Origin of the sequence: Streptomyces kronopolitis, assembly GCF_014646275.1 — a bacterium.
GTDB lineage: Bacteria > Actinomycetota > Actinomycetes > Streptomycetales > Streptomycetaceae > Streptomyces > Streptomyces kronopolitis.
In genome coordinates, this window is the sequence record NZ_BMND01000003.1 from 171644 (window position 1) to 193044 (window position 21401).

24 protein-coding genes are annotated in these 21401 nt (G+C 67.8%); 19 read left to right on the top strand and 5 right to left on the bottom strand.

The window, feature by feature from the left end; translation table 11 throughout:
- Positions 1-506: 506 nt before the first annotated feature.
- A complete protein-coding gene (locus IEY78_RS05010; protein WP_189096335.1) occupies positions 507-1274 on the bottom strand; it encodes a DUF4097 family beta strand repeat-containing protein in 768 nt (255 codons plus the stop codon).
- Between the two features lie 149 nt (positions 1275-1423).
- The gene (locus IEY78_RS05015; protein ID WP_189096336.1) at positions 1424-1921 is read right to left on the bottom strand and encodes a MarR family winged helix-turn-helix transcriptional regulator; all 498 of its coding nucleotides are present in this window, start codon (positions 1919-1921) and stop codon (positions 1424-1426) included.
- Positions 1922-2150: 229 nt separating this feature from the next.
- On the opposite strand from IEY78_RS05015, the gene IEY78_RS05020 reads away from it, so the two are divergent.
- Positions 2151-3860 (top strand): DHA2 family efflux MFS transporter permease subunit, encoded by a 1710-nt coding sequence (locus IEY78_RS05020; RefSeq protein ID WP_189096337.1) that lies wholly within the window; start codon positions 2151-2153, stop codon positions 3858-3860.
- Positions 3861-3935: 75 nt separating this feature from the next.
- Here the strand turns inward: IEY78_RS05020 and IEY78_RS05025 are convergent, their stop codons facing one another.
- Positions 3936-4724 carry an SDR family NAD(P)-dependent oxidoreductase gene (locus tag IEY78_RS05025; protein ID WP_229699711.1) on the bottom strand — a complete coding sequence of 263 codons (789 nt, stop codon included), beginning with the start codon at positions 4722-4724 and terminating at the stop codon, positions 3936-3938.
- Between the two features lie 485 nt (positions 4725-5209).
- Between IEY78_RS05025 and IEY78_RS05030 the strand changes: the two genes are divergently transcribed.
- The 5 genes from IEY78_RS05030 (at position 5210) to IEY78_RS05050 (ending at position 10381) form a co-directional block, all read left to right on the top strand.
- Complete coding sequence (locus IEY78_RS05030; RefSeq protein ID WP_189096338.1) at positions 5210-5665, top strand: anthrone oxygenase family protein; 456 nt, start codon at positions 5210-5212, stop codon at positions 5663-5665.
- 68 nt (positions 5666-5733) lie between these two features.
- Positions 5734-6363: a class I SAM-dependent methyltransferase gene (locus IEY78_RS05035; RefSeq protein ID WP_189096339.1), complete on the top strand. Its 630-nt coding sequence runs from the start codon at positions 5734-5736 to the stop codon at positions 6361-6363.
- A gap of 311 nt (positions 6364-6674) precedes the next feature.
- Positions 6675-8570, top strand: coding sequence for an AfsR/SARP family transcriptional regulator (locus IEY78_RS05040; protein ID WP_189096340.1), 1896 nt, complete (start codon positions 6675-6677; stop codon positions 8568-8570).
- Complete coding sequence (locus IEY78_RS05045; RefSeq protein WP_229699712.1) at positions 8570-9766, top strand: cytochrome P450; 1197 nt, start codon at positions 8570-8572, stop codon at positions 9764-9766. Before IEY78_RS05040 ends, IEY78_RS05045 begins: the two co-directional genes overlap by 1 nt.
- Positions 9767-9835: 69 nt before the next feature.
- Positions 9836-10381 carry a DUF1707 SHOCT-like domain-containing protein gene (locus IEY78_RS05050; protein ID WP_189096342.1) on the top strand — a complete coding sequence of 182 codons (546 nt, stop codon included), beginning with the start codon at positions 9836-9838 and terminating at the stop codon, positions 10379-10381.
- A gap of 72 nt (positions 10382-10453) precedes the next feature.
- On the opposite strand, the gene IEY78_RS05055 is transcribed toward IEY78_RS05050, so the two are convergent.
- Complete coding sequence (locus IEY78_RS05055) at positions 10454-11662, bottom strand: cytochrome P450 (RefSeq protein WP_189096343.1); 1209 nt, start codon at positions 11660-11662, stop codon at positions 10454-10456.
- A gap of 121 nt (positions 11663-11783) precedes the next feature.
- The gene (locus IEY78_RS05060; protein WP_189096344.1) at positions 11784-12788 is read right to left on the bottom strand and encodes an acyltransferase domain-containing protein; all 1005 of its coding nucleotides are present in this window, start codon (positions 12786-12788) and stop codon (positions 11784-11786) included.
- 273 nt (positions 12789-13061) lie between these two features.
- Here IEY78_RS05060 and IEY78_RS05065 point away from each other — a divergent pair, with 273 nt between their 5' ends.
- The 13 genes from IEY78_RS05065 to IEY78_RS05125 are packed head-to-tail and all read left to right on the top strand — an operon-like array spanning position 13062 to position 21399.
- Positions 13062-13391, top strand: coding sequence for a TcmI family type II polyketide cyclase (locus IEY78_RS05065; protein WP_189096345.1), 330 nt, complete (start codon positions 13062-13064; stop codon positions 13389-13391).
- Complete coding sequence (locus IEY78_RS05070) at positions 13381-13821, top strand: cupin domain-containing protein (RefSeq protein ID WP_189096346.1); 441 nt, start codon at positions 13381-13383, stop codon at positions 13819-13821. Before IEY78_RS05065 ends, IEY78_RS05070 begins: the two co-directional genes overlap by 11 nt.
- Positions 13818-15089 carry a beta-ketoacyl-[acyl-carrier-protein] synthase family protein gene (locus IEY78_RS05075; protein WP_189096347.1) on the top strand — a complete coding sequence of 424 codons (1272 nt, stop codon included), beginning with the start codon at positions 13818-13820 and terminating at the stop codon, positions 15087-15089. Before IEY78_RS05070 ends, IEY78_RS05075 begins: the two co-directional genes overlap by 4 nt.
- Positions 15086-16342, top strand: a complete 1257-nt coding sequence (locus IEY78_RS05080) for a ketosynthase chain-length factor (protein WP_189096348.1) — start codon at positions 15086-15088, stop codon at positions 16340-16342. The genes IEY78_RS05075 and IEY78_RS05080 overlap by 4 nt, the downstream gene beginning before the upstream one ends.
- A 46-nt stretch (positions 16343-16388) precedes the next feature.
- Positions 16389-16646, top strand: a complete 258-nt coding sequence (locus IEY78_RS05085) for an acyl carrier protein (RefSeq protein WP_189096349.1) — start codon at positions 16389-16391, stop codon at positions 16644-16646.
- Positions 16647-16648: 2 nt separating this feature from the next.
- On the top strand, positions 16649-17125 hold the full coding sequence (locus tag IEY78_RS05090) for an SRPBCC family protein (protein WP_189096350.1): 477 nt from the start codon (positions 16649-16651) through the stop codon (positions 17123-17125).
- Positions 17122-17580, top strand: coding sequence for an anthrone oxygenase family protein (locus tag IEY78_RS05095; RefSeq protein WP_189096351.1), 459 nt, complete (start codon positions 17122-17124; stop codon positions 17578-17580). Before IEY78_RS05090 ends, IEY78_RS05095 begins: the two co-directional genes overlap by 4 nt.
- A gap of 22 nt (positions 17581-17602) precedes the next feature.
- Positions 17603-18352, top strand: a complete 750-nt coding sequence (locus IEY78_RS05100) for an SDR family NAD(P)-dependent oxidoreductase (protein WP_189096352.1) — start codon at positions 17603-17605, stop codon at positions 18350-18352.
- Between the two features lies 1 nt (position 18353).
- Positions 18354-18686, top strand: coding sequence for an antibiotic biosynthesis monooxygenase family protein (locus IEY78_RS05105; RefSeq protein ID WP_189096353.1), 333 nt, complete (start codon positions 18354-18356; stop codon positions 18684-18686).
- A complete protein-coding gene (locus IEY78_RS05110; protein WP_189096354.1) occupies positions 18683-19015 on the top strand; it encodes an antibiotic biosynthesis monooxygenase family protein in 333 nt (110 codons plus the stop codon). Before IEY78_RS05105 ends, IEY78_RS05110 begins: the two co-directional genes overlap by 4 nt.
- Before the next feature lie 31 nt (positions 19016-19046).
- A complete protein-coding gene (locus IEY78_RS05115) occupies positions 19047-19268 on the top strand; it encodes a DUF6059 family protein (RefSeq protein ID WP_189096355.1) in 222 nt (73 codons plus the stop codon).
- A 23-nt stretch (positions 19269-19291) separates the two neighbouring features.
- Positions 19292-20335, top strand: a complete 1044-nt coding sequence (gene rfbB / locus IEY78_RS05120; protein WP_189096356.1) for a dTDP-glucose 4,6-dehydratase — start codon at positions 19292-19294, stop codon at positions 20333-20335.
- Positions 20332-21399, top strand: a complete 1068-nt coding sequence (locus IEY78_RS05125; RefSeq protein ID WP_189096357.1) for a glucose-1-phosphate thymidylyltransferase — start codon at positions 20332-20334, stop codon at positions 21397-21399. The genes rfbB and IEY78_RS05125 overlap by 4 nt, the downstream gene beginning before the upstream one ends.
- Positions 21400-21401 lie beyond the last annotated feature (2 nt).

Sequence of the window (21401 nt, forward strand, 5' to 3'; positions counted from 1 at the left end):
TGCACCGAACCTGATGCAGTGACGGGAGGGTGCCACGAGTCGTCTGTCGTCGGTTTCGGGGTGGCAGGGGGACGGCTGACGTGGTCTTGGGCCCGCATCGTTGGCTGGAGTGGAGACGGTTTCGCGGTCTGTACGAGTCCGGCGCGATCAGCCTGTGGCAGATCGCGCCGGAGACCGGACTGAACCGTCACACGGTCGCGAAGCACTTGTCGAGTGAGGCTCCGGTCGCGCCGCCGGAAAGGCTGGTCGAGGGGCGGCAGCTTCGGCGGGCGGTCGATGAGGTCGCTTTGCTCGTCGATGCGATGTGCAGGTCGGAGATCCTGCTGAAGGCATCTGTGATCCACGAGCGTCTGGTGCCGGAGTACGGGGTCGTCATCAACTACGAGCGGGTCAAGATCTACCTCCAGGAGGCCCGCCCCCGGTTCGTCGAGGAACTCGGCATCAGCCCGGGCGAATTGGCACGCTCGCTGACCGCCTACGGACCACTGACCCTTCGCATCCGTCATCTAGTCCGCGATGCGGGTACCTTCGGTTTTCTCCAGGTTGTCGCCGTTGAGCAGCACGACGCGGCCGGAGACGCTACTGGCCCAGATCGAGGCGCTGCCGCTGCCGAAGTCACCCTTGGCCTTGTGGTGTCCAGGCATCCTGACCGGGACGATTCCCCTGAACTGGCTGGAGACCCGTCCGTTGACGGACTCCAGGTGAACCCTGGCGTCAGCTGTCTCCGACAGGCAGACGCTGATGTCACCCGACACGCTCGACAGTTTCAGCGCACGGGTCCTGCGGGGTGTGGCGTACAGGGCGACAGTGCCGGACACGGACCGGATCTCGACGTCGCCGCTCAGGTTGATGGCGTCCACGTGTCCCGAGGAGGTCTCCACCTCCACGGCACCGGACAGCTGGTTTAGCGTGGTCCCGCCCTCCCCGTTGTGCACCTGGACGTCGCCCCGGCTGTCGCCGACCAGGACGTCGGCGGACACGGACCACAGGTCGAGATGGCAATGGCGTGGCACGGCGAGGTAGATGACGGCATGTTGGGACGGTCGGTGGCGCAGTCGGCCCTTCGCGACGTGTTGCCGGCCGGTGCCATGGTGCCCCAGGAAGAGTAGACCGTCCCGGTGCTGGACGCTGATCGGGTGCCGGTCGATCTCGGACACGTCCAGCGTGACGTCGTCGTCGTCCGTCCCGATCACCTGGATGCGTCCCCTGGCAGTGAAGGACCGGACGGCTGCCACCCCTTCCAGAGTCATGCGCCGCGGTCGATCGATCTTCAAGTGCGTCATTGCGCTCCTTTGTTCCCATGGACCGTCACGCCTGGTTCGGAGCCGATGAAGCCCCGGTGGGGATATCTCTGACGGGGGGCAGCGATATCCCCACCGAGGCGGCCGGTGGGCGGTTACCTGGATCGGTGTCCGGTGCGGGGTCAGCTGCGGGCAGCAGGCATGCCCGTGCTCTGCTGGAGCTTCGTCGCCTCGTTGTGGGTGGTCTCCGCCGCGTGGCTGACGAAGTCGAGGACCAGCGCCAGCTCGTGGTCGGCGTAGCGGGAGCACAGCTCCATCATCGAGTCCGTTATCGAACCGAAGAGTCCGAGGACCTTGTCGGGCACGTTCGGGTTGACAACGATGATCACCTTTCGCCGGTCGTTCGGATCCTGCTCCCGGTTCACCAGTCCGGCCTTCTCCAGGCGGTTGATCACTCCGGTGATGGCGCCGGAGGTGAGTCCGGAGACCTCGGCCAGCCGACCTGCGGTGACCGGCCCGGGGCCGGAGGACGCGAGGTCGAGGCACTTCAAGTCAGTTGGGCTGATGCCCAGTCGGTCGGCGATCGCCTGGTGGAACAGGACAGTCTCACCGCTGAGGCGGCGCAACTTCCACGAGAGCGCACCGACGAGGTCCTCCCTTGGGGGCAAGCCAGTTGACATGTGTGCTAAAGCCTCCCTAATATCTTGCCTCGTAAGATAAGATACTTCATGGTGGACGAGTTCTCAACCGTGCCGCTACTTCTTCTGACTCTCCCTGATCCAGGTCCAGCTCTCCCTCAGGCGGGGAAGCGCTGTTCATCTTGTCGGGTCGGGAAGCGTCTGGCCGTCTCACCCGCGACTGTTACGCGTTATGGACGTCGGGCCGTGGGCAAGCAACGAGGAGACTGATGTGACTGCAACCGATGTGGAAGTGCCCGCCGGTGCGGGCGGCAGCGCGGCCCAGAGCTCTCGACGATGGTGGGCGCTCATCGCCTTGCTCCTGGCGAGCTTCATGGACCTGCTCGACGGAACCATCGTGAACGTGGCCATCCCGTCGCTGCAAAGGAACTTAGGGACGAGCGACTCCGACGCTCAGTGGGTGGCCTCGGGGTACGCGCTGGCGTTCGCGCTGGTGCTGATCACCGGTAGCCGGCTGGGAGACATCTTCGGCCGCAAGAACCTGTTCATGATCGGCGTGGCCGGTTTCGTGCTCTCCTCGGTCCTCTGCGGAGCGGCCCAGGGCCCCGAGATGCTGATCGTCGCCCGCGTGCTGCAGGGCGCGATGGCCGCGCTCATGGTGCCGCAGGTGCTCTCCACCCTGATGGCGACCTTCCCGCCCAGGCAAGGGGCCATGGTGGCCGGCATGTTCGGCGGGGTCTCCGGCCTCGCTGTGGTCAGCGGTCCTATGCTTGGCGCGCTGCTGATCAAGGCCGACTTGTTCGGCCTGGAGTGGCGGTCGATCTTCCTGGTCAACGTCCCGGTCGGGATCATCGCGCTGATCGGCGCCGCCCTGTACGTGCAGAACACCAAGTCCGAGCATGTGCAACGAGTCGACATTGTGGGCAGTCTGCTGGTCACGGCAGCCATGCTGCTGCTGGTCTATCCCCTGCTCCAGGGCCGAGACCTGGGGTGGCCGGCGTGGACGTATGTGTCCATGGCGATGTCGGTTCCGGTGCTCGCGCTCTTTGCCTTCGTGCAGATCCGCAAGGGCCGCGCCAACAAGTCGCCGCTGGTTGAAATGAGCCTCTTCCACAAGCTCTCCTTCAACGCGGGTCTGCTCATCGGGTTCCTGTTCTTCGCCGGGCTGATCGGGTTCTTCTTCGTCTTCATGATGTACCTGCAGATCGGCCGCGGCTTCGAGGTCGTGCACGCGGGTCTCACCGCCCTGCCCTGGTCGCTCGGCATGGCGATTGGTTCGGCGGTCTCCGGCGCGGTCCTCGCCCCCAAGCTCGGCCGCAAGCTGCTCAGTACCGGGGCGCTGGTCATGTGTGCCGCCTTCGTCGGGCTCATCCTGACGCTGCACTACGAGGGCATCAACGCCTCGTCCTGGCAGATGCTGCCCAGCCTGGTGGTGGCCGGACTCGGCATGGGTGCTGTCGTCTCCTCGCTGTTCGGCATCGTGCTGGCGGCCGTGGAGCCGCGGGAGATCGGGTCCGCGTCGGGTCTGGTGAACGCCATCACCCAGGTCGGGGCCTCGGCCGGCATCGCGATCCTCGGCGTCGTCTTCTTCTCGCTGCTCGGCTCCCAGTCCACCGGTATCGCGGACCGGGTGACCCCGCAGCTGAGGGTCGAGATGTCGGCGGTGCACGTGCCCAGCACGGTCCAGGACCAGGTGATCGCGACCTTCCGGTCCTGCTACCACGACCGGATGGTGGCGAAGGACCCGTCGCAGACGCCCGCGAGCTGCGGCGGCGCCAAGTCCGGAGACGGGGCGACCGCCCAGGTGCCGGACTCCGTCAGTAAGCAGATGGCAGCGGTGTTCGAGCACACCGGCTCCCGGGCGAACGGTGAGAACTTCACCCTGGCGCTCCAGCGCACCCTGTGGTGCGCGGCGGGAGCCATGATGCTGGTCTTCCTGCTTTCCTTCCTCCTCCCGGCCCGCGCGCGGAAGTGGGGATAAGCACCGGGAGCACTGATCGCGGTGGAGTCAGGACCTTGATGTCCTGGCTCCACCGCGATCGCCGTGCCCCAGGTCCTAACGCCCCCAGAGACGTTCGAAGACGCGGTAGGACACCGAGCGCGGCAGGATCTTGCTCAGCTTGACGGCCGCCCGGTAGTGCCGCCCGGGGATGCAGACCGGCTCCCCGGACCGCACGGCCGCGATTGCCTCGCGGGCCACCTCGTCCCGGTCGAGCCAGACGAACTCCGGCAGGCGGATGCTGCGCATTCCGCCGTGCGCTCCGCCCTCACCGCGCCGGACGAAACCGGGGCAGAGCACTGTGGCGTGGACACCGGACTTGCGTGCCTCGCAGTACAACGTCTCCGTCATCGACGTAAGGAAGGCCTTGGTCGCGGCATAGGTCGCGCCCTGGGGCTGAGGGAGGAAGCCAGCAATGGACGAGACGTTAAGGATGCCGCCGTGCCGACGGGGGATCATGATGGACAGTGCCGCGTGGGTCAGCCGCAGTGGTGCCAGTACGTTGAGGTCCACCTTCCCCAGTTCGTACTCCAGCGGTTGGTCTGCGAGCGGGCGGGGGGGACGAGAGCCTGCACCGGCGTTGTTGACCAGCAGGTCGATCGGACGGTCGGGGTCGGTCAGCCGCTCGGTGACCGCGGCCAGTTCCTCCGGCACGGTGAGGTCGGCCGTCAGCACCTCGATGGACACCTGGTAGTGGCTACGGAGCTCCTCTGCCAGGCTCTTCAGGCGGTCACCGCGTCTCGCGACCACCACGACATCGGCCCCCTGCTCCGCCAATCGTCGGGCCAGACTCTGACCGATACCACTGGATGCCCCGGTCACCAGGGCGGATGTGTAGGTCACCATCCCGTGCCACCTTGTCTCTCGCTGGGCGCTCGCCAACCGGGCGAAGACGGAGCGCACGCCATTGTTTTGGCGACGATGCTGGCCAACGGAGCTAGCGCGCTGCTGGACAGCGGTAAGGCGGCGGCGAAAACAGCGTGAGGCCCCGTCGATCGCGACGAACCGGCCCCGCGGGCAGAAGTTGCGGACTCCCGCCGACCGATCACGACGACGGTCACCGGAACCCGAGACAGGGGCTGCACCCCGGCCTCGGCCGTCCACCCGAGGTTTTCGGTCAGATTTAGAACACTGGTTCTGCCCGGCAACGCGGGGTGAGCCGTGACCTGGTGGCATCAAGTCAGCTCGGTTGACTTGAAACCTTCCATGCCGCCACCGCCGCGTCCATTGAGCCGCTAGTGCGCTTATCGAACATCGGTCAGGTTGCAGGTCCAGGACTGCGGGACCTCTTCGAACAGGAAGAGGAGCGCGTGACAGAGAGGGAAACTCCAGTGGTCCAGCTTGTCGGAGTCGCGGTTCTGATCGGCAGCGGTCTCATATCCGGAGTCTTCTTCGCGGTTGCCGTCAGTGTTCTACCGGCGCTGAACGCGATGACACCTGACCGCTATCTGCAGGCCCATTCTCTGCTGGGCCAGGGGTATCACCCGACCATGCCGCTGTTGGTCAATGCGACCCTGGTGGCCGACATCGTGCTGGCCGTGGCCGCACCGTCCGCGACCATCCGCTCCCTGCTGATCACGTCGATTGTCGGGATCGTGGTGGTGGAGGCGGTCTCCCACCTCTGCAACGTGCCCTTGAACAAGGTGGTCAGGGGCACGGACGCCGATGCCGTTCCGGTCAACTGGCAGGATCCCCGTCCCAGGTGGCGCATGTGGCACATGATCAGGACCGTTGCGGCGCTCGTGGTCCTGCTGCTCAACAGCCTCGCGATCACGTTCGCCAACTGACGACGCCACACCGGGCCGGTTCCGGCCCGACCTCACACATGGGCAACACTCAGTCGAAGGGAACTGGGATGAGACCGTGGTTTTACACATGGCTGTACAAGCGAGGAGCCGCGTGGGAGCGCGTCGGTGTCAGCCCCGAGTTGCGCGAGCTCGTCACCGAGGGGCGCATCAAGGCACCGTCGCAGTCCGAAGGCCGTCCGCGCGCCGTTGACCTGGGCTGCGGTACCGGATCCAACGCTGTGTTTCTCGCTCAGAATGGCTTCGACGTTGTGGGAGTCGACTTTACCGATTTCGCCCTGGAGCGGGCCCGCGTGCGGGCCCGTGAGGCGGGCGTCGGACAGCACTGCCGATTCATCAACGGAGACCTCTCGGCGGCGGAGATCCCAGGTGTCGTCGGGCCGTTCGATCTGCTGGTCGACTACGGGACCCTGGACGACACCACCGGTTCCGTGAAGCGCGGCATAGTGAACACCGTGTTGCGGCTCTCGCGCCCTGGATCGCAGTTCTTCCACTGGTGTTTCGCGGCGGACAAGAAGGACCTGCCCTGGGTGGCTCGCAAGAGAATGTCCAGGCTTCTTCACACGGTCATGGCACCGGGAGAATCGGAGCGTCTTTTCGGCCACGCCTTCGACGTCGAACGGCTCCCCGATCCGCCCAGGCCCGCGCATGCCGCCTGCTTCCTCATGGTGCGTAGCTGAAACCAGCGGGATCAGGCCAGGGTGCAGCCCGGTGAGCGGCTGGATGAGCGCACGAAGCCGCGGCCGCAACCGCATCCCAAATGGGCCGTCAGTAATCGGCCAAAACGAAGGTGGAAAGGGCTGGAGGTAGTCGTCGGCAGCCATTCTGTGTGCAAGATCGTGCCAGTATCTATGGGATGTCGGATGCCTGAGCTTCAGGGGACGTGACCGGTCCGGCCGAAACGATATCGGCTGGCAAAACGCGTATGTTGCAGTAGAAGAGCATTCGAAGCTCAACGGGGGTCTGCATGCGATTCAGCATTCTTGGAAGTATGGAAGTGTACGACGGGGAACACCTGGTCACTCCGACATCGCCGAAATTGCGTCACGTACTGGCCGCTCTGCTTCTCCATGCAAATCGGCCGGTCCGGCCCGAGTCGCTGATCGAGGAACTGTGGCTGCACGAACCACCGGCGACGGCTGCCACCACGCTCCAGACCTACATCTACCGGCTCCGGAAGAAGCTCGGCCTGTACGAGGGGATTGGTGAGCGGGAGATCCTGGCCACGGTCAACTCGAGCTACCTCATGCGGGCCAAGGCGGAGCAGCTCGACGTGACTTTGTTCGAGCAGCTTTCCCGACTCGGGCAGGAGGCGCTCCAGGACGGCAAGCCCGAGCAGGCGTCTTCACTGCTCGGCGAGGCCTTGACCTTATGGCGCGGAAACATGCTGGAAGGCGTGCCGGTCGGTCCGCTGCTGGAGGCGCACCTGGTGCGCTTCGAGGAGGCCCGGCTGCGCGCACACGAGATGCGGATCGATGCGGGCCTGCAGATGGGCCAGCATCATGAACTGATCGCCGAGCTGAGGTCGCTGATCGCCAGTCACCCCCTGCATGAGGGGTTCCCCGCCCAATTGATGCTGGCCCTCTACCGTTCGGGCCGCCGACTGGAGGCGCTGGAGGTCTACCGTTCGCTGCGTCGTCGGCTCGTGACCGAACTGGGGCTGGACCCGTCGGGCGAGTTGGTGGGGCTGCACCGTGCCATCCTCAGCGCCGATCCGTCCCTGAATCTCCCCGCCGGAGAGCGGAAGGTCGTCCGGCTGAACAGCGGACCGGCTCAACTCCCGTATCAGAATTCCGATCTGGTCGTTCACAAGGGTCTGGCCGCGCAGCTGGAAGCGGTGCTGCGAACAGCTGCCGACCGGCCCCGGTACTGGGACGGCACAGCGGCTGTGGTCTCCCTTCACGGCATGCCCGGCGTGGGAAAGAGCACCTTGGCGCTGCGCACAGCGCATGAGTTGCGTCCGCTGTTCCCGGACGGTCAGCTCTACGTCGACCTCCGCGACCAGCACGGTCGGCCGCTGCCTTCCGCCGAGGCCGTCGACGGATTCCTGAGAGGGATCGGACTGCAGCCGGATTCGTCCGACCGGCTGGAGGACCGCGCGGAGCACTTCCGCGCCTGGAGCACGGACCGCAAGGTGCTGGTCGTCCTGGACAACGCGGTGTCCGCCGAGCAGGTGCTGCCGCTGCTGCCCAGCGGACCGCAGTGCGCGACCATCCTGACCAGCCGGTCGCACCTGGCCGGACTGGGCGAGGAGATAGCGCTCGAACTCTCGCTGCCGTCCGTCGAGGAGGGTGTCCATCTGCTTGAGTCCCTGCTTCCGGCCGGACAGGTGTTGCAGGACCGGCAGCATGCCGAGAAGGTCGTCCTGCTGTGCGGCCGCCTGCCGGCCGCCATCTGCGCGGCTGCGACCCAGCTCGGTTCGAGCCCCCAGTGGCGGCTGCGCGACCTCGCCGACTGGCTGGCCGACTCGGCGGGCAGGCTGAGCACCCTCATGTCGCCAGACGCAAGCCTGCGCAACACCCTCGAGCTCATCTGCCGGTCGTCCGGACACAGTGTTCAGAGGATCTTCGAGCGGCTGGGAATGCTTCCCGAGACGTTCACCCGTGAGGAACTCCTGGGCGGCGGCGACGATGTGGACGGCGCGCTGAAGCACTTGGTGGAATCCCGGCTGGTGGAGCGGGTCATCCGGATCGAGGACGGCAGTTATCGACCGGCTTATTGCTGTCATGAATTGGTAAGGCTGTATGCGCAGGAACGCTGGCGCGCGGCCATGCCGCGGCGGGAAGACCCCCTGCCGCCCGGGTCGTACCTCGGGCCGGTCACCACCCCTGATATGTTGCCCGACTGCGCAGTGCCGGGTGCCCGCCTGTATGTGATGGAGCGATGATGGACCAACACAGCGCGCTGCCCTTCCCGTTCCAGAGCCCGGGTGCGCTGGAGATGGCCGAGGAGTGGGAGCGGCTACGTCGCTCCTGTCCGGTCGCCCGCGTCGGTTTCGCGACCGGGGACAACGGCTGGCTGGTGACCCGGTACGAGGACGTGCGCACCGTGCTGACCGACGCACGCTTCAGCCGTGCGGCCGCGGCACTTCCGGACGCGCCGCGGATGCGTCCGCTGGCCGCCGACGCGGCGACCATCCTGTCGAAGGACGCGCCCGAGCACACCCGGCTGCACAAGCTCGTGGCACGAGCCTTCGGGAAGAAGCAGATCGAGCGGCTGCGCCCGTTCGTCGAGCAGACCACCCAGGAGCTGCTGGACGTGATGGAGCAGGCCGGCCCGTCGGCCGATCTGGTGGCCGACCTCGGGCTGCCCCTGCCGGTCGCCGTCATCTGTCAGCTGCTCGGCGTGCCCTTCGCCGACCGTGACCGGTTCTGCCGGTGGGCTGACGTGATGCTCAGCCTCGGCACTCATACCTCGGACCAGGTCCGGGCCGCGCGCTCTGAGCTCGCCGGCTACCTGGGGGAGCTGATCAAGGTCAAGCGCCAGAGGGAGGGCGACGACGATCTGCTGAGCACGCTGATCGGCGCCAGCGAGGCCGGCGACCGGCTGAGCGAACACGAACTCGTGGTCTTTGGTGTCACCCTGCTGATCGCCGGCTACCACACGACGTCGAGCACCTTCGCTAACGGAGCTCTGCAACTCCTGCGCCGCCCGGACCTGACCGCGAGCATCGCGGGGAACCCCGAGCGGATCCGGGCCACGGTCGAGGAGATCCTGCGGTACAGCACCGCCGGTGTCAACGGCGGAACCATCAGGGTCGCCACCGAGGACGTCGAACTGGGCGGGGTCCTGGTGCGGGCGGGCGAGGCGGTGCTGCCCGCGATCACCTCGGCGAACCGGGACGAGACGGTCTTCGCGAACGCCGCCGCCTTCGATCCCGACCGCGACCACAACCCCCACCTGGCCTTCGGGCTCGGGACGCACTATTGCCTCGGTTCCCAACTGGCCCGGCTGGAGCTGACAGTGGTCATCGATGGGCTGCTGCGCCGGTTCCCCAAGCTGCGCCTCGCCGTGCCGGAGGAGGAGCTGAGCTGTACTGCGGGCGTCATCCGGAGTCTGACGGCGCTGCCGGTCGTCTGGTGACCGCGATATCCCGCGAAACATGACTAGGCTACGGTCATGGCGACATGATCAGGAAAAGGGGTGCGGATCGTGGCAGACGATCTGGAACATCAGGAGCCGCCAAGGCCGTTGAGGATCTCTGACGCGGAACGCGATCGGGCCATCGAGCAGTTGCAGACCGCGCTCGGCGAGGGGCGTATCTCACTGGCCGAACTCGACAAGCGGCTTTCCCTGGTCTACTCGGCCGACACCAGGCCGGAGATCGACGCCGTCATGGCCGACCTGCCGGCCGCCCGTCCGCTGGAGGCGCTTGAGGTCCACCGGGTCAAGTCGATCGCGCGGATCCACGGTCGCTGGGAGGTGCCGGCGTTCCTGACCGTCGGCTGCTACGACGCTTTGATCCGGCTCGACTTTCGCCAGGCGTCCATCGGACACCCGGCGGTCCGCATCGACCTGTCCGCCGCCAAGAGCATCGTCCGTCTTCAGCTGCCCCCCGGGGCATCGGTCTCGGCCCACGGACTGGCGGTCCACAAGGGTCTCATCCGCAACCGGGTGGCCGACCGGAGCGGTCTCCCTGGCGGTACCGAGTTCATGATTACCGGCCATCTGACGAAGGCGCTGCTGTTCCTCAGGTGACATCCCGGCCCGCATCGGCCGGCAAATGGTTCGGGCCGCGCACCAGATCGGTGCGCGGCCCGAACCATGTGGTCACCACTGCACGGGAATCTCCACGAAGTTCTGGATCAGCGCGCCCTCGTTCCGCGGCAGTTCGTCCGCGGGAGCGGTGAGCCGCAGCTCGGGGAAGCGGCGCACCACGCCCTCCACGGCCACCTGCAGCTCCATCCTGGCCAGGGCGGCCCCGGCACAGAAGTGGATGCCGGTGCTGAAGGTCACGTGGTGGTTGTCCCGCCGGGTGATGTCGAAGGTCTCCGGGTCGGTGAAGACGTCGGGGTCCATGTTGGCCGACTCGATCGAGGGGATGATGCTCGAACCGGCGGGGATGAGGACGCCGCCGACCTCGATGTCCTCCTTGACGTAGCGCAGCATGGACAGCGAGGAGCCCATCACCTGGAGGCGCAGTAGCTCCTCGACGGCCGACGGCACGAGCGACGGATCGGCGTGCAGCCGGGCGAGGTCCTCGGGCCGGCTGAGCAGGACGACGAGGCTGGAGCCGAGCTGGCCGGCAGTGGTCTCGTACCCTGCGATCAGCAGCAGCATCACCCAGTAGACCAGCTCGTACTCGCTCAGGCCCGACTCGTCGTCGTCCTGGACCGCGATCATCGCGCTGATCAGGTCGTTGCCGTGCGTCTCCCGCTTGGCGGCCACGAACTGCTGGACGTAGGCGATGAGCTCGCCGCGGGCCCGGCCGATCTCCTCACCGGTGAACCGGCTCACCGACAGGAAGTGGTCCGTCCAGCTGCGGAACTTGTGCTGATCCTCAAGCGGGACCCCGAGCAGCTCGCAGGTCATCCGGATCGTCAGCGGGAACGCCAGCGCCTCGTTCAGATCAGCCGGGCGGGGGCCCTTCTCCATCGCGTCGAGGAGTTCTGCCACCACCTTCTCGGTGCGCGGCCGCAGCTCCTCGACCCGCCTGGGGGTGAAGGCCTTGGTGATCAGACGGCGCATCCGGGTGTGCTCCGGCGGGTCCGGGCTGATGTGCGGGTCCTGGAACATGACGTTGTCCTTCGTCATGCGGGCGGTACCCGGTCGGGTCAGGTCGCGGCTCACGCGCTCGTCGGACAGGACCGCCCGCATGTCCGCGTACCTGGTGATCAGCAGGGCCCGGTCTCCGCTCGGGAGCTCCACCGGGACGACTGGCTCGTCCCGGATGCTGCGCAGCTCGGCGGGCTGTTCCAGCGCGGACGGCCGCTTGAACGGGTACGGACACGCACCGGTTGTCCGGGGGCTCGTAGTCATGCGTCTCCCTCAGAGATGAGATCCGATCTGTTCGACCGGCTCGGTAGTGGTGCAAGTTGGGAACTTCGCTCCCAGCGCGGCCGGTTATGCCGATGAGACTCTGGCAGCCGGTGATGGACGATCACTGGACGCTCAGCCGGTGCCCTTCCGACCGAATCCGCCGTACAGCGCTCGGGAGCGCACCGTGCACGAGGTCGGCGGCGGCGCGCGCGGGTGGGAGCACGGCGACGACGTCGCTGCGTCCGGAGGCGATCGCCGGGTGCCGACGGGCCAGGCTCAGCAGGCTTTCGCCGGGACCGGCGTCGATCAGCAGGAAGTTGCCGTTGGCGAGGAGCCGGTCGAGCGCGGGGCCGAAGAGCACCGGCTCGGCGATCTGGCGGGCCCAGAAGCTGGGGTCGACGGCCTCCGCCGACCCCAGCGGGTGCCCGGTGTAGGCCGAGTAGAGCCGGACGGCGGGCGGGCGCAGGGCCGTCCGCGCGACGTCGGGCAGGGCAGAGGCGACGACGGGATCCATCAGCTGGCTGTGGAAGCCCTGGCGGGCCCGGGCCCGGCGGCACAGCACGCCCTGTGCGCGCAGCCGGCTCTCGGCCTCGGCGAGCGGCGCCTTGGCACCGGCCAGCAGGATCTGGCGGGGGCCGTTCAGCGCCCCGACCACCACCCCCTCGGGGAGCAGGGAGGCCAGCGTGTCGGGCGACGCGGCGACGGCCAGCATCCCGCCGGGAGGTGTCCGCGTCGCAGCCTCCGTCCGCGTGATCAGCAGCCGCACGGCATCCGGCAGGGACATCACGCCGGCGACGACGGCCGCGACGGCCTCGCCGACACTGTGGCCCAGCAAGGCCGCCGGGCGGACACCCCAGCTGCGGATCAGACGCGCCGTCGCGTAACCGAGGGCGAACAACAGCGGCTGAGCCTGCTCGGCCTCGTCGAGACCGTCCTCGCGCCCGGCCAGGAAGTCGGCCCGCAGCCGCTCCGCCCGCACCCCGAGCAGGTCGAAGACGTTCTCCATGGCGGCGGTGAACACCGGCTCGGCGCCGTAGAGGTGCCGTCCCATGCCAGGGTGCTGAGCACCCTGGCCCGCGAACAGCAGCACTACCGGGCGCGGGCCGGACTTGGCGGTGGTCTCCATGGACGCCTCCGAAGGCAATGGTCAGGCGCCCAAGGGCGGGGCGCCGCACACCGACCATGGGGTGGCGGAATCTCGGCCCACTAGCGGGCGGCTGGACCGCCGCTCTTACAGGGATGCCAGCTTCTCGCCAGCCCGCGTCCAGCGGAGCCGCCCAGCCTGGTGCACCGGGGGTCTGCCGGTGATCGAACCGGCCGTGACGCAACGGCGTGGTGCGCCCGGCCGGATCCCTGACACGTCCCCGCCACCTCACACCGTTCGACTCGGGGAGGACCCGTGTATCAGAACTTGATCGTTGCCCGGATGGATCCGTCGCAGGCGGATTCCGTCGCGGAGATCTTCGCGGAATCGGACGCTTCCGAACTGCCGCACCTGATCGGGGTGTCCCGGCGCTCGCTGTGGCGCTTCCACGACCTGTACTTCCACCTCGTGGAGGGAGACCAGGACGTCACCCCCAACCTCTACCGGGCCCGCAGCCACCCGCTCTACGAGGACATACACGTCAGGCTCGCGCGGCACATCCAGCCGTACGACCCGGCGTGGAAAGAGCCGAAGGACGCCATGGCCAGCCCGTTCTACACCTGGGAGAACAAGCGTGAGTGCTGAAGTGAAGAAGGTCGCCGTCACCGATGTGACACCGAACCTGCGCCGGGGCGGGGACGTTCGAGTCCTGCTCAGCCCGCTGACGGTCGGCGCCACCTCGGGATTCATGGGGACGGTCACGCTGGAGCCGGGCGAGTACGTGTGCGAGCACTACCACCCGTACTCCGAGGAGTTCGTCCACCTGGTCCGCGGGATCGTGAGCCTCACCATCGATGGCACGACGCTGGAGCTGCACCCGGGCGACTCGGCCATGGTGCCGATCGGCCTGCGGCACCGGCTGGTGAACACCGGCTGCGTCCAGGCGCAGGCCGTCTTCCACCTGGGCCCCTTGGCGCCCAAGCCCGAACTCGGCCACGTGGACACCGAGTTCCTGCCCGGCCACGAGGACGTTCCGGCGCCTCAGGTCGGCGGGCCGGTCGGGGCGGACGCATGAGGACGATGGATGTCGCGATCACCGGCATCGGTGTCATGGCCCCCGGAGGCCTGGGCTGTGACGCGTTCTGGGACCGCATCGTCTCCGGCGGGGCGGCCACCCGCCGGGTCAGCCTGTTCGACCCGACCGGGTTCCGCTGCCAGGTGGCGGCCGAGATCGACTTCGACCCGGCCGCCCACGGGCTGACGCCGCAGGACTGGCGCCGCATGGACCGGGCCGCACAGTTCGCGGTCGTGGCGATGGACGAAGCCGTGGCCGACAGCGGGCTCGACCTCGCCGGCATGGATCCCGGGCGGGTCGCCGTGACCGTGGGCAACGCGGTGGGCTGCACCACCGGGCTGGAAGAGGAGTACCGGGTCCTCAGCAACGACGGTCGGCAATGGGCCGTGGATCACACCTTTGCCGTCCCCCAGCTCTACGACTATCTGGTGCCCAGCTCGATCGCCACCGAGGTGGCGTGGCGGTCCGGCGCCGAGGGCCCGACCTCGGTGGTCTCCTCCGGCTGCACCTCGGGCATCGACGCCCTGGGCTACGCTGCCGGTCTGCTGGCCGAGGGCAGCGCGAACGTCGTGCTGGCCGGATCCGCCGACGCGCCGATCTCGCCGATTACCATGGCGTGCTTTGACGCGATCAAGGCCACCTCCACCTACAACGACGACCCGAGCGGGGCCTGCCGGCCTTTCGACCGGGACCGCCGGGGCCTCGTCCTGGGTGAGGGCGCCGCGATGTTCGTGTTGGAGAATGCCGACGACGCCCAGCGCCGGGGTGCTCATGTCTACGCCCACATCCTGGGCTACGCCACCCGCGCCAACGGCTTCCACATGACCGGCCTGCGCGCGGACGGCCGCGAGATGGCGGAGGCGATCACCGTCGCCCTGAACCAGGCCAAGTTGGACCCGAAGGACATCGACTACGTCAACGCCCACGGCTCCGGCACCAAGCAGAACGACCGGCACGAGACCGCGGCGGTCAAGACGAGCCTGGGAAGCCGGGCCTTCGAGATCCCGATGAGCTCTATCAAGTCGATGATCGGCCACTCCCTGGGCGCCATCGGATCCATCGAGGTGGCGGCCTGCGCGCTGGCCATCGAGCACGACGTGGTCCCCCCGACGGCCAACCTCCACGAGCGCGACCCCGAGTGCGATCTGGACTACGTTCCCCTGACCGCGCGTGAGCAGAAGATCTCCACGGCACTCTCGGTGGGCAGCGGATTCGGCGGGTTCCAGAGCGCGATCGTGATGGCCGCACCCGACAAGGCGGCGGCATGAGCGAATCGCGGGAACGGCAGAGCACCGACGGCGGCCGTGCGAGGGCGGTCTTCACTGGGATCGGTGTCGTGGCTCCCAACGGGAAGGGCACCGAGGACTGGTGGGCTGCCACCCTGGCCGGCAAGAGCGGGATCGACACGGTCCGCAGCTTCGACGCCCGCTCCTACCCGTCCCAACTCGCCGGAGAGATAAAGGGCTTCGACCCGGGGAAGCGTTTGTCGGCCCGGATCGTCGTCGAGACCTCGCGGATGAGCCACTTCGCCCTGGCCGCCACAAGGATGGCCCTGGACGACGCTACCGTGGACCTGTCGCAGATCCCGGAGTACGAACTCGGGGTGATCACCGCGAACGCCAGCGGTGGCGCCGAGTTCGGCCAGCGCGAGCTCCAGAAGCTGTGGCGCGGCGGTCCCAAGGACGTCAGCCCGTACATGTCCATTGCCTGGTTCTACGCCGCGACCACCGGCCAGATCTCCATCGGCCACGGGATGCGCGGGCCGTGCGGTGTGATGGTCAGCGAGCAGGCGGGCGGCCTGGACGCACTGGGACAGGCCCGCCGGGTGGTCCGCGACGGCACCCGCCTGGTCGTGACGGGTGGGAGCGACTCGTCCCTGTCGCCGGCCGGGTTCGTCTCGCAGCTGCCCACAGCAAACCTCACCACGGTCAACGATCCGGCCCGCGCCTACCTGCCGTTCGACACCGACGCTTCCGGCTTCGTGCCTGGCGAGGGCGGCGCGATCCTGGTGCTGGAGAACGCGGACACCGCACGGGAACGCGGTGTCGACCGCCCTTACGGTGAACTCGCGGGCTACGCCGCCACTTTCGACCCGCGCCCCGGCTCGGGACGTCCGCCTACGCTCACCCGCTGCGCGCGCGCTGCCCTCGCCGACGCACGGATGCGGCCTGAGGACATCGACGTCGTCTTCGCGGACGGGCACGGCACCGCAGAGAAGGACCGCCAGGAGTCGCGGACGCTGGCCGAGCTCTTCGGCCCACGGGCGGTTCCGGTGACGGTGCCCAAGACCACGACCGGTCGGCTCTACGCGGGGGCCGGCGCGCTCGACACCGCCGGTGCCCTGCTGGCGCTGCGCGACCAGGTCGTGCCGCCCACCATCCACGTCAAGAACCCGGTCGCTGCGTACGAGCTGGACTTGGTCATCGATCAGCCCCGCGAGACCGTGCTGCGGACCGCCATGGTCATCGCGCGTGGGCACGGCGGGTTCAACGCCGTCGCCATCGTGCGACTGGCCGACTGACCGACCGGCACAGCAGAACCACCACTGTGAAAACGGAGGCACGACCATGAGCGCTTTCACTCTCGACGAACTCAAGACCATGCTGCAGGAGGCGGCGGGCGTTGACGAGTCGGTCGACCTCAACGGCGCCGTGCTGGACACGCCGTTCAGCGGCCTCGGCTACGACTCGCTCGCGATGCTGGAGCTCGCGACCCGCATCCAGAACCAGCTGGGCGTGCCGATCCCGGACGACCACATCGAGTTCATGACCACCCCGCGGGCCGTCCTGGAGTACATCGACAGCCACCTGCCGATGGGAGCGTGACCATGACCGCACGGACCGAGAACACCGTGGTCATCGACGCCCCCATGGACCTGGTGTGGGAGATGACCAATGACATCGAGTCCTGGCCGCACCTGTTCGACGAGTACGCCGCGGCCGAGATCCTGGACCGCTCACCGGACGGGACCATCCGCTTCCGGCTGACCATGCTTCCCGACGAGGACGGCAAGGCCTGGAGCTGGGTTTCGCTGCGCAAGCCCGATCCCGCGACCCGCACCGTCCGGGCCCACCGGGTGGAGACTGGACCCTTCGAGTTCATGAACATCGCCTGGGACTACCAGGAGGCCGAAGGCGGCGTCCGGATGCGCTGGATGCAGGAGTTCCACGTACGGCCGGAGATGTCGTTCGACGACGCGGAGATGGCCGAGCACCTGAACACCAGCACCAAGGTCCAGATGGCCAGGATCAAGAAGTTCGTCGAAGAGGAGGCGGTCGGCCGCCGCGGGGAGTCGGGCCGATGAGCCAGATCCTGCTGCCACTGGCCCTGATCGGCAGCGGGATGGGGGCCGGCGGACTGATGATCGCCACGCTGGGAGGCGCGCCACTGCTGCTCAGCCTCCCCGCTGACCGCTACATCCCCGTCCACCAGTTCCTGGTCACCAGGTTCGATCCGTTCATGCCGATCTGCATGATCACGGCGATGCTCTCGGATATCGCCGCGGTCACGCTGACCGACGGTTCGGCCCACGGGCCCGAAGCTGTCGCGGCCGTGCTGCTTCTGGGCGCGATCGTGGTGTCGCTCGTCAAGAACGTCCCGATCAACAAGTGGATCGGAACGCTGGAGCCGGGGGTCGTACCGCCCGACTGGGAGCGGATCGACCCCCGGGTCCGATGGCGCAACTGGAACGTCGTCCGGACCGCCTTCGCGGTCACCGCGCTGCTGGCCAATGCGCTCGCAGCGGCACTCGCCCTGTAACTCCACACCTTACGGAGAGTCCATGAACCTGTCTCTCGACGGGCAGAACGTGCTCGTCACCGGCGGCACCCGCGGCATCGGCCGGGCCATCGTGCTGGCCGTGGCCACTGCCGGCGCCAACGTCATCACCTGCCACCGCAACGACACCGAGGACTCCCAGAGCCTCGCACGTGAGCTGAAGTCGGTGCCCGGCCACCACCACCTGGTGAAGGCCGACATCGGCCGGGCCGACGACATCGAACGGCTGCTGGACGAGTGCCGGAGCCGGTACGGCACGCTCAACACCCTCGTCAACAACGCGGGGGTCATCTCCCACATACCGTTCGCCGAACTGGCGCAGGACGAGTGGCAGCGCGTCATCGACACCAACCTCACCGCCCCGTTCCTGATCGCCCAAAAGGCGCTCCCGCTGCTCGCGGAGAAGCCCTCGATCATCAACGTCGGCTCCCGGGTGGCCACCGTCGGACTCGCCCTGCGCGCCCACTACACCGCCAGTAAGGCGGGCCTGATCGGGCTTAGCCGGTCGATGGCGAAGGAACTCGGCCCCAAGGGCATCCGGGTCAACGTCGTCGCGCCCGGTGTCATCGACACCGAGGAGGCGGCGAGGCTCACGCCGGAGGAGTACGAGGCGCTCCAGCAGCGGTACCGCCACATGACCGCCCTCGGCCGGCTCGGCCTTCCCGCCGAGGTCGCCTCGGTGGTCGTCTTCCTGGCCAGCCCCGAGTCGAGCTACCTGACCGGCGAGATCATCCACGTAGACGGAGGTATCTGACATGGCACACCCCGAGAAGGCCTTCCGGGTCCTGCTGCGGGTGGAGACCCGCCCCGGCATGGCGGCGGACTTCGAGCGGACCTGGCTGGAGATCGGCGCCGCGGTGACCTCCAACCCGGCCAACCTCGGCCAGTGGCTGATGCGCTCCACCGAGGAGGAGCACATCTACTACATCATCAGCGACTGGACCGACGAGCCCGGCTTCCGTGCCTTCGAGCACAGCGAGCAGCACGTCAAGCACCGTGAGCGGCTGCACCCCTTCCGCTCCGGCGGCTCGATGGCCACCATGCAGGTCGTCTGCCACCTGCCCAAGGCCGAGGCGGCGACGGCATGAGTGGCGAGATTCGGGTGATCATCTACTGCCGGGTGCCCGAGGAGGGAGACGCCCCGCTGGAGGCGGCCTTCCACCACATCAACGAGGACCTGGGCAAGGTGCCCGGTCTGCTGCGTAGCGAACTGCTGCAGTCCACCCTCGACGGCGAGAGCTGCTCCTTCGCCGTCCTGAGCTACTGGAAAGACGTCCAGTCGTTCCAGGCCTGGGAGCAGGGGGCGGCGCACCGCAAGCAGACCTCGCCGCTGCGCCAGTACCAGGACCGGGGCGGCAGCCGGCACTACGGGATCTACCAGGTGCGCGCCACCTTCGCGGTCCCCGAACAGGCCTGACGGCGCTTCACCACGAGAAAGGAGTCTGGCGATGCGCAGCCTGCTGCGTGCGCTGGTACTGAATCTGTACGAGGGATTCAAGGCGCTGGGAGCGATGCATTTCCCCCTTCCTCCGCAGAACCCCGGTGGACGAGTCCTGACGGAACCCCCGTCAGGCTCACCGGAGCGACTGATTCCCAGCATTTCAGCGACCGCGGCCGAGCGGTGGCTGTGCGACGAGCTGCGCCGGGAGATGCAGTGGCCGACCTTATGACCCGAGTAGAGAGAAGCCCTGTGATGTACCGTGCCGTCCCGGCCCGGACTGTGCTCGTCACCGGCGCGGCGGGCTTCATCGGCGCCAACTTCGTCCACTATTGGCGCAGGACGCATGCCGATGACACCATCATCGCCCTTGACGCGCTGACCTACGCCGGCAACCGGGAGAGCCTTGCGGCGGTGCGTGACGACGTGGTGTTCGTGCAGGCGGACATCGCTGACGGCGCCCGGATGGCCGAAATCCTGCGCGAGTACCGGGTACAGGTGGTGGTGAACTTCGCCGCCGAGTCGCACAACAGCCTCGCCGTCCTCGACCCCGGCAGGTTCTTCCGGACCAATGTGCTCGGCACCCAGACGCTGCTCCACGCGAGCCTGGACGCCGGGGTCGATCGGTTCCACCACGTCTCGACCTGTGAGGTGTACGGGGATCTGGCCCTCGACGGCATGGAGGTCTTCCACGAGGGGTCCCCGTACCGGCCCCGCACTCCGTACAACGCCAGCAAGGCCGGAGCCGATCACGCGGTGCGCGCCTACCACGAGACCTTCGGCCTACCGGTCACTATCACCAACTGCGCCAACAACTACGGGCGTTACCAATTCCCGGAGAAGGTCGTCCCGCTGTTCGTGACCAACGCGCTGCGCGGCCTGAGCCTGCCAGTCTACGAGTCCCGGCACAACCGGCGGGAGTGGATCCACGTCGACGACCACTGCCGTGCGATCGACGCGGTGCTCACCGACGGCGAGCCCGGAATGACCTACCACGTCGGAACCGGGGTGGAGGTGAGCGTTCAGCAGCTCGCCGACCTGATCCTCGACGAGCTCGGGCTACCCACCTCGCTGCAGACCACGGTGGCGGACCGGCCGGGCCACGACCGCCGGTACCTGCTGGACTCCAGCCGGATCAGGGAGACCCTGGGCTGGCAGCCGACCGTCGCGTTCGAGGAGGGCCTGCGGGAGACGATCCGCTGGTACCGCGACAACCCCGGCTGGTGGGAGCCGCTGCTGGAGCGCCGCCCGGTGGTGGAGGAGCGCGCCTGGTCGCCGTCCGAGGCCGGCGCCCGATGAAGGCCCTGGTTCTGGCCGGTGGTACCGGCTCGCGGCTGCGGCCCATCACCCACACCTCCGCCAAGCAACTCGTACCGATCGGCAACAAGCCGGTGCTGTTCTACGGCCTTGAGGCGATTCGGGATAGCGGCATCCGTGAGGTCGGGATAATCGTGGGTGAGACGGGCGCGGAGGTGCGGCGCGCGGTCGGTGATGGATCACAGTTCGGTCTGTCGGTCACCTACATTCCGCAGGAAGCCCCGTTGGGCCTGGCGCACTGCGTGCTGATCGCCCGTGAGTTCCTCGGGGATGACGACTTCCTTATGTACCTCGGCGACAACTTCGTCATCCATGGCATCCGCGATTTCGTCACCGAGTTCCTCGCCCGGCGCCCGGACGCGCAGCTGCTGCTGACCAAGGTCGCCAACCCCTCGGAGTTCGGGGTCGCCGAACTGGACCAGGGCGGCCGGGTGGTCAGGGTGGAGGAGAAGCCGAAGGAGCCCAGGAGCGACCTCGCCCTGGTCGGGATCTACATGTTCACCCCACTCGTCCACAGGATCGTGGCGCAGCTGCGGCCCAGCGCGCGCGGCGAGTTGGAGATCACGGAGGCTATTCAGGAACTGATTCTCCATCAGGCAGCCGTCAGCTCGCACACCATCTCCGGCTACTGGAAGGACACCGGGCGGGTCGAGGACATGCTGGAGTGCAACCGCATGGTCTTGGAGAACATCGCCCCCCGGATGGAAGGGAGCGTGGACGACGAGAGCGAGGCCGTCGGCCGGGTGGACATCGCCGAGGACGCGGTTGTCATCCGGTCCCGGCTGGTGGGCCCCGTGTCCATTGGGCCGGGAACGGTCGTCGCGGACAGCTACGTCGGACCGTTCACCTCGCTCGGGTCTGGCTGCCGGCTGGACCACACCGAAATCGAGTACTCAATCGTGATGGACCACTGCTCCATCAACGGGGTGAGCCGGATCCACAACTCGCTCATTGGCAAGAACGTGGAGGTCTCCCCAGCCGGCCCCGCGCCGCGTGGCCACCAGCTGGTCGTCGGCGACCACAGCCGGGTCCGCCTGAACTACTGAAG